Source organism: Agriterribacter humi (genome assembly GCF_009192765.1).
Taxonomy (GTDB): Bacteria; Bacteroidota; Bacteroidia; order Chitinophagales; family Chitinophagaceae; genus Agriterribacter; species Agriterribacter humi.
This window is the reverse complement of sequence record NZ_VOHQ01000014.1, coordinates 61,023-74,901: the sequence shown is the minus strand read 5'-3', so window position 1 is coordinate 74,901 and position 13,879 is coordinate 61,023. Positions and strand designations below refer to the sequence as shown.

At 43.1% G+C, this 13,879-nt stretch carries 5 protein-coding genes; 3 read left to right on the top strand and 2 right to left on the bottom strand.

All coding sequences use genetic code 11. The features are described from left to right. The first annotated feature begins 417 nt into the window (after positions 1-417). Positions 418-3,573: a SusC/RagA family TonB-linked outer membrane protein gene (locus FRX45_RS19545; protein WP_152270166.1), complete on the top strand. Its 3,156-nt coding sequence runs from the start codon at positions 418-420 to the stop codon at positions 3,571-3,573. Between the two features lie 30 nt (positions 3,574-3,603). Further along, entirely contained in the window at positions 3,604-5,163 is a 1,560-nt protein-coding gene (locus tag FRX45_RS19540; RefSeq protein WP_152270165.1) for a RagB/SusD family nutrient uptake outer membrane protein, read from the top strand. Between the two features lie 142 nt (positions 5,164-5,305). Here the strand turns inward: FRX45_RS19540 and FRX45_RS19535 are convergent, their stop codons facing one another. Next, on the bottom strand, positions 5,306-6,787 hold the full coding sequence (locus FRX45_RS19535; RefSeq protein ID WP_152270164.1) for a RagB/SusD family nutrient uptake outer membrane protein: 1,482 nt from the start codon (positions 6,785-6,787) through the stop codon (positions 5,306-5,308). A gap of 11 nt (positions 6,788-6,798) precedes the next feature. Continuing rightward, on the bottom strand, positions 6,799-9,981 hold the full coding sequence (locus FRX45_RS19530; RefSeq protein WP_152270163.1) for a SusC/RagA family TonB-linked outer membrane protein: 3,183 nt from the start codon (positions 9,979-9,981) through the stop codon (positions 6,799-6,801). A 614-nt stretch (positions 9,982-10,595) separates the two neighbouring features. Here FRX45_RS19530 and FRX45_RS19525 point away from each other — a divergent pair. Continuing rightward, on the top strand, positions 10,596-13,856 hold the full coding sequence (locus tag FRX45_RS19525) for a VCBS repeat-containing protein (RefSeq protein WP_193311784.1): 3,261 nt from the start codon (positions 10,596-10,598) through the stop codon (positions 13,854-13,856). Positions 13,857-13,879: the final 23 nt, after the last annotated feature.

The following is a 13,879-nucleotide window of genomic DNA, read 5'->3' as shown; positions in this document are numbered from 1 at the left end:
GTGTTAGCATGCTATTATATGCGAGAATGTAATGGTAATCATTGATTCGTTCATGTATGCAAACCCAAAACGGCACTTACCCGCAAAAATTGCAAACGTTTGCGTATGACATTATTGCTTTTTATCAATCGAATCATCGTAAGTTTACCAAATACCTGATGCAAACCGTTTAATACAAACTTAATACGCCATAACAAGACTATTAAGGAAGTTTGTTTTTGAACGCAAACCAAAATTACTAACGAGCTTAACTTCTACCATCATGAGACATGCTTTGCCTTCCCAATCCTTATTTTATTTATTGCAACACATTAAGCGCATAGAGCCACGCTGATACAGCCGCTTTTCCGGCGAACTTTCCATACCTACCTGAGTATTTTTCTTTTTACATACTAAAACCAATTCAAACTACCTTTTATGATTAAAAAAAAGCCCTCTTTTATGGGATGGGAAAAAGGATTATTTCTTTTCACCCTTCTCAGTTTATGTAGCTTATTTTCCTTTGCACAGCAAACCATAACTGTGAAAGGAAAAGTTACATCTGAAGCACAACCATTGTATGGCGTATCGGTTACCGTAAAAGGCGCCTCTGCCGGAACCACTACGGATGACCAGGGAAACTACAGCATCAGCGCATCATCCAACGCCGAGCTGGTTTTTACATTCGTTGGTTTCACCACACAAACCATTAAAGTAAACAACCGCAGCACCATTAATGTAGAACTGGCAGCAGATACAAAAGCGCTGGAAGACGTGGTGGTGATCGGGTACGGCACAGCGCGAAAATCTGATCTTACCGGTGCAGTAGGAACTGTTTCTGAAGCCAAGCTAAAGGAACGCTCCGTATCTTCCCTCAGCCAGTCGCTGGCAGGAAAGGTTACGGGCGTACAGGTAAACTCTAATTCCGGACGTCCGGGTGGAAGAACCAATATCCGCATTCGTGGTTTCAGTTCCATCAACTCTTCCAATAACCCTTTGTATGTAATTGACGGGGTAATGATGCCGATCAATAATCAAACACAGGCCAGCCAGGCCATTGATTATATCAACCCCAATGATATTGTATCCGTTGAAATATTGAAAGACGCGTCTTCTACAGCCATTTATGGCGCAAGAGGTGCAAATGGCGTTATTTTAATTACTACCAAACGCGGAAAATCAGGCCCCGGAAAAGTTACTTATGATGCGGATGTTAGTGTTCCAACCATCGGACCGATCAGGACCAAGGTATTAAACGCGAAAGAATTCCTGGCGGTGGAAGACCTGGCTTACCAGAACATGGCAAAATATGACCCTGTTGGATGGGCTGCCGGAAAGTATGTGGGCAGAAATCCTGCCTTGGCCAGAACAGACCCCAGGCTTTTCGACAGCAATGGCAACCCAAAGTATGATACCAACTGGTTAGAAGAAGCCACTCAAAACAAGCTTTCACAAAATCACCAGTTGGGTTTTTCCGGCGGTAGTGACCATAGCACTTTTTCAGCTTCACTGGGTTACCGCGATGACCAGGGGTTGTTGCTGACCTCTTACCTGAAACGCTATTCGGCAAGGTTTTCGTTCGACAGCGAGATCAAACCCTGGTTAAGGGTAGGCGGTACCTTAACCTATAACAACCAGCAGGAAAATATAGTAGACCAGAGCGACCAGGTTCCACGCAGCATTGTGGAAGACTTTCCTTTTTTGCCTGTAAAGTATGAGGATGGCACCTGGGCCGATAACCGGAATTACCCCAATGCTGAAGGTCGCGATAACGTAGTACACCGCTTAACGGATACCCGGTATATATTAAATACGCAAACCACCATAGGTAGTGTTTATTCTAATATCAGCCTGGCCAAAGGCCTGGAAATGCGTACCGTACTGGGTACAAATGTTCTGGCACAGGAAAACCTGCAATCGCAGAGCCGTACGCTGGCCAGAAACCAAAAAGGAACAGCCAATGCAGACAACAGGAGAGAGATTTTCTGGTCGCTGGAAAATTATCTAACCTATAATAAACGGTTCAATGAAATACATTCTATTACCGGGTTATTGGGTATCTCATGGCAGGAAACCAATTTTTACAGGAGCGGGGCCAGTATCCAGAACTTTTCAACCGATTATTTCATGTACAATAACCTGGGAGCAGGCAGCACCAGCCCCGGGTTTAGTTCCAACAGGACAAGGTTCGCCTTTAACTCTTATTTTGGAAGGATCAACTATAGTTTAAAGGACAAGTATTTAATAACATTTACAGGACGTGCAGACGGATCTTCCAAATTTGGCGAAACCCAGAAATATTCTTTCTTCCCTTCTGCCGCACTGGCGTGGAGAGTGTCGGAAGAAAATTTTTTACGGGATAATGAAACCATCTCAAACTTAAAGCTGCGCACCAGCTACGGGGTAACGGGTAACTCAGAAATACCTCCTTATTCATCCCTGTCGCTGTTAAGCTCTAACTATGCTGCTATCATTAATAACGCACGGGTAGGCGGAACAGGCATAAACAGGCTGGCCAACCCCGATTTAAGATGGGAAAAAACAGCCCAAATGGATTTTGGGTTAGAGTTAGGCTTATTGAACAACCGGATCACCTTAGAAGCCGACTACTATTACAGGAAAACCACGGATATGCTGCTGGATGCCCCGGTACCACGTACCAGCGGTTATGCCAGCATCCGCAAGAATATTGGCTCTATGGAGAACAAAGGAATAGAACTGGGGCTGACTGCTGTTGTGATAGACAAAGAAAACTTCAACTGGACCTCTACTTTCAATATTTCCCTGAACAGGAATAAAGTGCTTTCATTGGCAACTCCCTCCGACATTTTTAACGTAGGCGGCGCTAATTTCACCAACCCAACCAATATTATCCGTATAGGTGAAGCGGCTGGTTCTTTCTGGGGCCTGGTGCGACTGGGAACATGGAGCGAAGCCGAAAGAGCGGAAGCAGCCAAGTTTGTGAGCTATCGTAACGGCCTAACCATATTGCCCGGCGATATCAAATACTTAGACGTAAACGGCGACTACGCTATTACGGATGCCGATCGTATGATCATCGGCAATGGCAGCCCTAAAGGCTGGGGTTCATTTACGAACAATTTCCGTTACAAGAACTTTGGCTTACTGATTGATCTTCAGTATTCCTATGGCAATGATATATTAGATATGACCTCCCACTCCAGCGAAGACCGCGTTTCACTGGCTAACAGCTACAGGACCGTGTTAAATGCATGGACACCTGAAAACCAGAACACACCTATTGCTGAATTGCGCGATACAAGAGCCGGCTATGTAACCAACGTGGATACACGTTGGATTAAAGATGGTTCGTTTATACGTGGCAGAAACCTTTTACTGAGTTATGATTTTTCGAATAACGTTACTGAAAAACTAAGATTAAGCAAGCTCAGAATTTATGCTTCTGCTCAAAACGCCTTCATTATCGCCAGCAAAGACCTCACCACCGATCCGGAAACAACACCTACAGGCGGTTATGCCGATGATGCCAGGAATGCATTCTCACAGGGACAGCACTGGCACAGCTATCCTAAACCAACCATTTATCTTTTGGGCGTAAACATCGGACTCTAACTCATTAAACAATTTTAAAAGATATTGACTATGAATTTTAATATAATAAAAAAGGCAGGCGCTCTTATCCTTTGCGGAATGATGCTGCTGGCATCGGGCTGTAAAAAATTCCTGGAGGAGCAGGATCCTTCCAATTTAACCCCCGATAATTTTTACACCATTCCCGAACATGCGGAAGCGGCCATTGCTGCCATTTACGCCGATACCCGCTTTTTCGGCGATGGCGCCGGTATCTTTTCTTCCAACTGGCAATTGCTGGAAGCCGTTACCGGAACTTCTACCACGGAAACAGCACAGAACTCTGATCTGAATAACCTGTACTCATTGGTATACGATGGTAATACCGGGCATGTTATCAACTGGTGGAACGGACTGTACAAGGTAATTGCAAATGCCAATCTTGCGCTTGATAAAATTCCGGGCATAACACCGATGGATGAAGCACAAAAGGCAAAGATCCTGGGTGAAGCAAAATTCCTTCGTGCCTGGGCCTATTTTTACGCGGTAAGGTTGTGGGGTGATATTCCTTTGATCACCACACCTCAAGCGGCCACTTCGGAAGATTTCTTTCCCGGCCGTGCGGCACAGGAAGATGTGTATACCCTGATTGTAGAAGACCTTCTAGCAGCAGAAGCCGCGGGTTTACCATGGATGGATGCCACCGGTCGCGTTTCACTGGCTGCTGTAAAGGCAGAGTTAGCCAGGGTATACCTTACCATGGCGGGACAACCCCTTAATAAAGGAGCGGCTTATTATAAATTGGCAGCAGATAAGGCCAAAGAAGTAATTGATTACGCCAATGCAAACCCTGGTGTCATCAACCTTTTTGACACTTATGGAGAAGTACATCATGTAGATACAGAAAACAAAATTGAACACCTTTTTGAACTCCAGTATCTTGCTGATGTTGCGGGTAACCCCATGGAAAATATGTTCCCCAACTTTAAGCCTGTGAGCGCTTACGGTGCAAACGGCACAGGAAGCACTGTACCCACTTTGTCTTTCTACCAATCGTATGAACCCGGCGATCTGAGGGCAAAGGACCAGGAAGGTTATTTTTATACCAGCTATTATCATAATGGTAGCGGCGCTCCCTTTGACCTCGGTGCTCCCTATATTTTTAAACACTTTAACGTGGTTGCATTTGGAAGTCCTGGCGTGGAAGGCACAAGGAGGAATGATCTCAATGTACCTCAGATCCGCTATGCCGAGGTATTGCTCATTTACGCAGAAGCGCAGAATGAAGTAGCAGCCGGCGATCAAAGTGCATATGATGCGTTTAAAAGGATCAGGGACAGGGCAGAACTCGTAACTCCGGCTATTGGCACATACACCCAGGATAGTTTCCGTGAAGCCGTATGGAGAGAACGCTGGCATGAACTCTGTTATGAAGGCATTACCTGGTTTGATATGGTACGCTTAAGAAAAGTTTACAACGAAACCACGAATGGCTTCGACAACTTTGTTGGGCATATCAATAAAAGCTCCAACCAGCCTTTGCAGGAAAAACACCTGCTATTCCCGCTGGGCGTACAGGAAATGCTGAATAACCCGAATCTGAAACCTCAGAACCCGGGCTATCCGCAATAAATTGTGGTTAAGATATCTTTAAAAGAAGGCGGCAGATGAACTGATCATCTGCCGCCCTTTTTGTAATGCCATCATTGAAAGCATTTATAAATAACCGTGCTCCTACTAATAACCAGAAGAAGCATATTGCTATAGACAATTATTAATTATACCCTGGATTTTGAGTAATTGTTCCACTGCTGTTATCTATTTCCCTTTGAGGGTAAGGCAGTAACCTGTGTTTATCAGGCAAAAAAGTCCGTTTTGGTTTATACGTTCCTTCCGCAGGAAGCGCATTATATACTTCTTCTGCAAGCCCCCAGCGTACAAGGTCAAAATGACGGTCGCCACCTTCAAATGCCAATTCTGCTTTACGCTCATACATCAAATCATTAAATGTGGGTGCTGCAATAGGGTCCAGACCCGCTCTCTCACGTACCAGGTTAAACGATTCCGCAGCGGCTGCAACACCCACTGTTCTGTTTGCAGGTCCGCCTCCATTAAGGTTCATAATGGCTTCGGCATGTATCAGCAATACATCTGCAAAGCGAATAGCCGGTATATCCAGCCCGGGACTAAAATTAACCACAACATTTTTAAACGGTTGCTGGAATTTGATGCAAACAACCGGAGACTGGTTGTTAGGCGCTTTTAATATGTCGGTAACGCCATTATAGGTAACCATATCCACGTTACGTTTAGCTACCGTTGCGGCTTTTCTTGCATCATCCGCTTCATAAGAATCATAAAAATTTTCGGTAGCGCTCACCAATCTCCAGCCTGCTCCTGTTTGCTCATCATGCGTACCGCCCCATACATCATTAGGAAGCATGATCATACTGGTAATAGGGTTTGAGCCTTCCCTTGCGCCAAGCGCCCACAACGTTTCATCGTTCATTTCATGTTCAATGGTAAACAGGTCAGCATAAACGGGATAAAGGCTATGCCTGCCCGAATTAATGACCATTTCAGCCGCGCTTTTTGATTCCGGCCATTTCTTTTGATAGGCATATACTTTAGCCAGTAAACCCCATACCGCACCTGCACCCGGACGACCTTCCTCATGATCGAAAGAAAGCTGTGATGTTGCAGCTACCAGGCTGCTTTCAATGGTAGCCCAGATTTCTTCCTCTGTTGCCCGGATTGCTGCAGCCTCAGCGTTGAGCGGATCATATAATGGAACGCCGCCATAACGGATAACTTCAGTAAAATAACCGTACGCCCGTAAAAAGTTCGCCTCTCCCAGAATTCTCTTTTTTTGCGCTTCGTCCATATCAATATCAGGTACATGTGCCAATACATCACTTGATCTTTTGATTACCTGGAAATACTCTTTGTAGCTGTTCAAACTAAGATCGTTTTCTGTATTCTGGTTGGCCCTGAATTCGCTCATGGCTATGAAATCGGGATAATTATCATTCATATAACCGATATCACTAAAGGTTTCCATGCCACACCATTCTTCTCCACCCAACGCTTCTTCATCCGACAGCGGGGTATATGCACCAGCCAGGGCAGCTTCTGCCTGTTCTGCTGTTTTCCAGAATGCCGCGTCGGTAAGTTCGTGCGGATCCTTATCCAAAAAACTTTTCGAACAACCGTTCAATAAGCCTGTTATTAAAATGAATATGATATACTTTTTCATCTGATTGACAATTAAAAATTAAAGTTTATGCCTATGATATAAGCTTTTGCCTGTGGATACACACCACGATCTACACCGTACATATTGCTGCTTGAGCCTAAATCAGCACCCACTTCCGGGTCGAAACCGGAGTATTTGGTGATGGTGATAAGGTTTTGAAATGTTACAAATGCACGCAGTTTTGATATGCCTTTACCAATAAGATTATCGCCAAAAGTATATCCAAAGGTTAAATATTTCATACGCAGAAAACTTCCGTCTTCAATATAAAGCGTACTGTATGTTCTGTTATTGTTCACATCTTTCACGGTAACCCTTGGTACGGATGTGTTGGTGTTGGAGGGTGTCCAGCGATCCAGGATTTCAGGTCCGTTATTGTAACCTGTACCCTGCATGAACATTCCGCCCAGTTTCAGTCCATTGAATATTTTATTACCCTGGCTACCAGACCACAGCATGCTAAAGTCGAACCCCTCGTAGCCGGCAGCAACATTGAGTGCATAGGTAAACTGGGGGAAGCTGTTGCCTGCGTTAAAGCGGTCTTTAGCGCTAATAGAACCGTCACCATCCAGGTCTGCAAATTTCACATCGCCCGGTGCGGCATTTGGCTGAATCACAACGCCATCTTTATTTTTATAATTGTCTATTTCGCTTTGAGACTGGAAAAGACTCAATGCATCCAGCACATAAAAGTGACCTATCGCTTCGCTTTCTGCCGTTCTGCCAACATAAGTGTTCTTATAATCAGATACAAATATCTCTTTTGCACCGGCAACACCCAGTGATTTCAATTTGTTTTTAACGGTGGCAACACTGGCAGTAACCTCGTAATTAAACTTTTTCGTACCAGAACTTCTATAGGTGGCGCTTACCTCAAAACCTGTATTGGATACCGTACCTGCATTGCGATAGGGAGCAACACCCACGCCATAGGAAGACAACAAGGGTACCTGCACGAGGATATCGCTGGTTTCTTTATTATAATAATCAGCGGTAAATGACAGCCTGTTGTTAAGGAGGCTGATATCAATACCCAGGTCAGTTTGCGTGGTAAACTCCCATTGAATGGTATTATTAGCTAACCGGTTCTGTGCCACTGCTGCAAATTGGTCCCCATTAAGTGTTGGGGAACCTACACCGCTTATTGTACTGAAAAACTGGTAATTGCTGATCTTATCATTTCCTAACTGTCCCCAGCTTCCGCGTATTTTAAGATCAGAGATCAGATCAGCTACCCCATCAAAGAATTTTTCCTTTGAAATTCTCCAACCGGCAGAAACAGAAGGGAAAGTGCCCCAACGTTTAGAAGGTGCAAATTTGGATGAGCCATCTCTGCGGATATTAGCAGCGAACAAATATTTTCCATCATACTCATAACTTACCCGGCCAAAATATGCCTGTAATGTATAATCATCGGCGCTTCCGTTGGGATGATCGGGGAAAGTTCCGGCATTACTGAAATAGCGTAAAGCTTTTTCCTGGTTGCTGAAACTTTTTGCTGTTCCTGAATTAAACCACTCAGAAATACCCTCCTCTGCCGACATCCCAGCCAAAGCAGCGACATGGTGTCTGCCAAATGTTTTATCGAAGCTTAAGGTATTGTTCCATATCCATGTGCTGCCGGTATTGTATGCTTCAGATAAACTGTTTTCTGTAAGGCCGCGTCCGCCACCTGGCGCCAGTGCAGTAAAGCCTTTATTTTTTGAAAAGCCCCAGTTATAGGCCAAATCAGTTTTAGCGGTAAACATACCCAGGAATTTATACTCTAAGTAAACATTACCCCCCAAATTGGCGCCTTTGTTTACATTATCCCTGGCGTTTAAAGATGCTACAGGATTTGGAAAATCTCCGGATGGTGTGCCGTAAATACCCGCTTCTTCATCCTGCCATACGGGTATGTTACGCATATTAAATAAAGCCGAACTCAACACACCGGTATAAGAGCTACGGATTTCAGCAGTTTTCTGCGTTGATAACACCACTGAAATATTTTCTCCCAATGTGAGGTTTTTAGCAATTTCATGCTGACTGTTGAATCGAATATTATACCTTTTAAAATTACTGTTCATTACTATTCCATCATTATTCAGATAGCCAAGGCTAAAAGAATAATTGGATTTGCTGGAACCTCCCCTGATGGCAAGGTCATAATTGGAGATATAAGCAGGCTTCAGCACTTCTTTAAACCAGTCTGTTCTTGTTACTGCATTGTCCGGATTATTATAGTAATCCCAGATTGGATCAGTTGTTGGAGTACCATCATTCGTTAATGCTTCCTTGTGAATCGTATTTCTTTCCTCCGCAGTCAGGGCAGTAGGCATTCTCCATGCCTGCTGTATACCCTGGCTTGTATTAAATGATACGCTTGTTTTTTGATCGCGCCTACCTTTTTTGGTAGTTACAATTACCACACCATTGGCGCCTCTTGATCCATATATAGAAGCTGAAGCCGCATCTTTTAATACAGATACGCTCTCAATATCCGCAGGGTTAAGACCACCTATACCACCAGAAATAATACCATCTACTACGTACAGCGGACTATTATCATTGATGGAGCCGGCTCCCCTGATCCTTATTTCAACACCTGCACCGGGCTCGCCTGAGTTTTGTATAACCGTTACCCCTGAAGCACGACCCTGCAGAGCGTGGGCAGCCGACTGATTGATACCCTGGGTAAGTTTATCGCCGGAAACAGTAGCAATAGATCCGGTAACATCTACTTTTTTCTGTGTACCAAAACCAACTACAACAATTTCTTCATTTGTGTCGCCTTTCTTAACGAGCACAACATTTACAGGACCAGATGCAGATACGGTAACTTCCCGGGTTTCAAATCCAATGGATGAAATCACCAGTACTACTTTTTGCTGCGAAAGCTGCAGCTTAAAGTTACCCGCAGCATCTGAACTTGTACCTACCGTGCTTCCTTTCACTAAGATAGAGGCGCCGGCAACAGGCTCGCCATTCTCATCTTTAATGGTACCCGTTACATCTATGTTGGATATCACGGTTTCCTTAAATACTTTTGATAAGGGAACATTTTTAAGCGAAAGGGTTACCTGTTGTGCATGTACCTCTCCATTTACTTTAACACAAATGGAGGTAATCAGGAACACAGTAAACTTCAAAACCCTGAGTGCCCGGGACAATTTTTCTCGCCCGGCGGGAATACGAGTGCGGAATGGGATCATAATTGTTAGTTTTGTTTATATAATTGTCTTAGCTGAAAGCAATACTTCGCGGCCCTGTCAGGCAAAACGGTAATCGTCCTTTTTTCAATCCGGAAATGCACCTCATTCGTTAACCCGGGCTTTCTCAATAGTTCCGACACATTTACACTTCTGCTGCAAAACTTCATCGCTATATAATTCATACTTCTTCAAAAAAATGGTTGAAATCGGGGAAACGAACAATTATATAATTCAATATGGCTTGTTCAAAATCAGGTCCGTTGCTACTGTTCCATAGCGCCAATCGCTGATTGCCGTAATACAAAATATTTCAGCTCAGGTTAGTTGTATTATTTCAGTGGATAAGATGTGTTCTTGTAAGATTACCCTTTGCAAAATAACAGGGCTGTATACCAAAAGTAATTATTCCAGTTAAGTAATTTTATTTTTAATATTGTCTTATTATGAAATTAATGGTACAATTGAAATCATTAAATAACCCCCTCAAATTAGGATTATCTTTTGGGCTTTTAACTAAAATCAAATTGCAAACGTTTGCAATTCTTGGGTGCTCGCTATTTCTGCTCTCTCCTGCCTGTAGCACAAAAGAAAATTCAAATACGCTTTTCACCAGTATGCCTTCCGGCCATTCCAATATTACCTTTCGCAACGACATAAAAGAAGATGAGAATAATAACATTGACACCTACGAGTACCTCTACAATGGCGGAGGTGTAGCCATTGGCGATCTTAACCAGGACGGACTTCAGGACATATTGTTTACCGGCAATATGACGGCAAATAAATTATACCTAAACAGGGGCGATTTAGAATTTGAAGATATTACGATGCAAAGTGGTTTCACAAGCCGGGAGAAATGGAAGACAGGCGTTGCAATTGTGGATGTAAACGGCGACCATTTACCGGATATTTATCTTTGTTATTCAGGTCCCGGCACAGATGAAGAAAGAAGCAATGAACTGTATATCAATACGGGCATAACGGATGGAATACCCCATTTTAAAGAATCAGCAAAAATATACGGGCTGGACGCTCCGGGTACATTTACAACCATGGTGAATTTCTTTGATATGGATAATGATGGCGACCTGGACATGTTTATGGTAAATCATGCAGACATGTTTTACAACCCCTTTTTTAATTCGGATAAACTCCGGAAAACAAGACATCCGAAATTTGGAAACCGCTTATACAAAAATGAAAACGGTTTTTTTACAGACATCAGCGAACAGGCGAATATAGACGGCAGTGGACTGAACTTTGGTCTTAATGCTTCTGTCAGCGATTTGAATAATGATGGTTGGCCCGATATATATGTTACAAACGATTATGATGAAAGAGATTTTTTATATCTGAATCAACAGGATGGAAGTTTTAGGGAAGTATTACATACTGCAGCCCGGCACATTTCAGAATCTTCGATGGGATCGGATATTGCAGATTACAATAATGACGGTAACCCTGATTTAATTGTACTGGATATGCTGCCGGAAGACAATTACCGTCAAAAAACACTAAAAGGACCAGATAAATACGATAAATATATGCTACGCCTTAGCCTTGGGTTTCACCGGCAACAAATGCGTAATACTTTACAGTTAAACAATGGCAACGATAAAAACGGTGTTCCCATATTTAGTGAAACCGGCCAACTTGCCGGCATATCCAATACCGACTGGAGCTGGGCGCCTTTGTTTGCAGATTTTGACAATGATGGCTGGAAGGATCTTTTTGTTTCAAATGGCATTTTAAGGGATATGACCAATCTGGATTTTGTAAAATATGCATTGGTATATTCATCTAAATCAAAAAGGCAAACGCAGGATAAAATGAAGATGTGGGAACAAATCAGGGAAATGCCTACTCCCCCATTAAATAATCATGTTTTTCGTAATAATCACGATCTCAGTTTTACCAATGTTACACAAAATTGGGGCATCACCAAAACTGCTTCAAGCAATGGCGCTGCTTATGCAGACCTGGACAATGATGGAGATTTAGATTTGATCATTAATACGCTCAATGACGAGGCGCTGGTTTACAGGAATAATGCTTCAAACGATAAAAATACGCATTTTTTAAAGATACGTTTTATAGGGGAAGGTCATAATACACAGGGTATAGGGGCTAAAGTATTCATCAAAACGAATCACACATCACAAATGCAGGAACAATATCTTACCCGGGGATTCCAATCCACAATAGATCCGGTAATGCATATTGGGCTTGGTGGCGACAGCATGGTAAGCACACTGTTAATAAAATGGCCGGGAGGAAAAGTATCGCAATTTGAACAGGTGAAAGCAGATACGCTTATAACTGTTTACCAGAGCCGCGCAGCAATACCGTCCTCCACGGATGTGTCTCCCGCTCCTAAGCCGATGTTTACCGATATTACTGAAATTTCAGGAATTGATTTTACTCACCGGCAATCAGGATTTGTAGATTTTAAAATTTTTCCACTCCTTCCGTTTCAGTTGTCTAAAACAGGACCATGCCTGGGAAAAGCTGATGTAAACCTGGACAGTCTCGAAGATATCTTTATTGGCGCTTCTTCGGGACAGGAGAGCGGATTGTACCTTCAAACTGCAAAAGGCAGTTTTATCCGGTCTGTGAATCAGCCCTGGAACAATCACAAAGAAATTACCAATACAGATGCATTGTTTTTTGATGCAGATGGAGATGGAGACACTGACTTATATCTCGTAAGCGGGGGGGCAGAATATAACGCTGCAAGCAAAAATTATCAGGATAGGATTTTTGAAAACGATGGTAAAGGAAATTTCAAACAGTTGGAAAATGCCCTGCCCGGCGAAACCATCAGCGGATCATGTGCCCGGGTGGCCGACATTGATAAAAACGGGTTGCCCGACTTGTTTGTTGGCGGAATGTTTACACCTGGCCGCTTTCCTGTTGCGCCCGAAAGTTTTATCCTTAAAAATAAAAGCACGGCCGGCAAAATACGCTTTGAAAAAGATTCGGTTGCACACGATGCTTCAATAAAAAAAATGGGCATGGTTACAGATGCCGTATGGACAGACATCAATAAAGATGGATGGGAAGACCTTATAGTAGTGGGACAGTTTATGCCTGTTCGCATATTCGAAAACCAGCAGGGAAAGCTTAAAGATGCAACAAGTACTTATGGTTTAGCCAATACAAACGGATGGTGGCGCCGGATACTCGCAGATGATTTTGATAATGATGGCGATACCGATTTTGTGATTGGGAATCTCGGACTTAACAGCTCATTTAAAGCTACTCCCGAAGAGCCCTTGAGCATTACTTACGGAGATTTTTTTTCCATGGGTGTTACAATTCCCATATTATGCTATTATAACAGCGGCAAAAATTATCCCTGGTATTCGAAAGATGAAATAGCTGATCAGATTCCTACCATCCGGAAAAAATTTCAAACATATAAAGATTATGCCCGGGCCGGCATAACAGATCTCTTTACGGAAGAACAACTAAAAAATGCTTCTACAATAGAAGTCAAAATGCTTCAATCCATATACCTTCAAAACAACGGGAATAATAAATTCACCATTAATCCTTTGCCCAATTTTGCACAGGTGAGCGCATTGAATGGAATGGTATCGGCAGATATTGATGCCGATGGAAATAAAGATATTATACTGAGTGGAAATTTTTATCCGCTCCGCGTACAGGTTGGTCCATTGGATGCATCTATTGGGATGGTATTAAAAGGAGACGGGAAAGGCGGCTTCGCGGCTCAGCCATACCAACAGACGGGATTATTCATTGATGGAGATGTGAGGAATATGATTTGCATAAAAGATCGAAACAAAATCATCATTTTTGCCGCAAAAAACAACAGCAGGCTCCAGGTATTACAATATATACCTCATTAAATAGCTGTAGTGTACTTGTTCCT

Bases quoted from the DNA above. Each gene is read 5' to 3' on its own strand.
- FRX45_RS19545 (WP_152270166.1), top strand. From the start codon at position 418: ATGATTAAAAAAAAGCCCTCTTTTATGGGATGGGAAAAAGGATTATTT.
- FRX45_RS19540 (WP_152270165.1), top strand. From the start codon at position 3,604: ATGAATTTTAATATAATAAAAAAGGCAGGCGCTCTTATCCTTTGCGGA.
- FRX45_RS19535 (WP_152270164.1), bottom strand. From the start codon at position 6,787: ATGAAAAAGTATATCATATTCATTTTAATAACAGGCTTATTGAACGGT.
- FRX45_RS19530 (WP_152270163.1), bottom strand. From the start codon at position 9,981: ATGATCCCATTCCGCACTCGTATTCCCGCCGGGCGAGAAAAATTGTCC.
- FRX45_RS19525 (WP_193311784.1), top strand. From the start codon at position 10,596: ATGCCTTCCGGCCATTCCAATATTACCTTTCGCAACGACATAAAAGAA.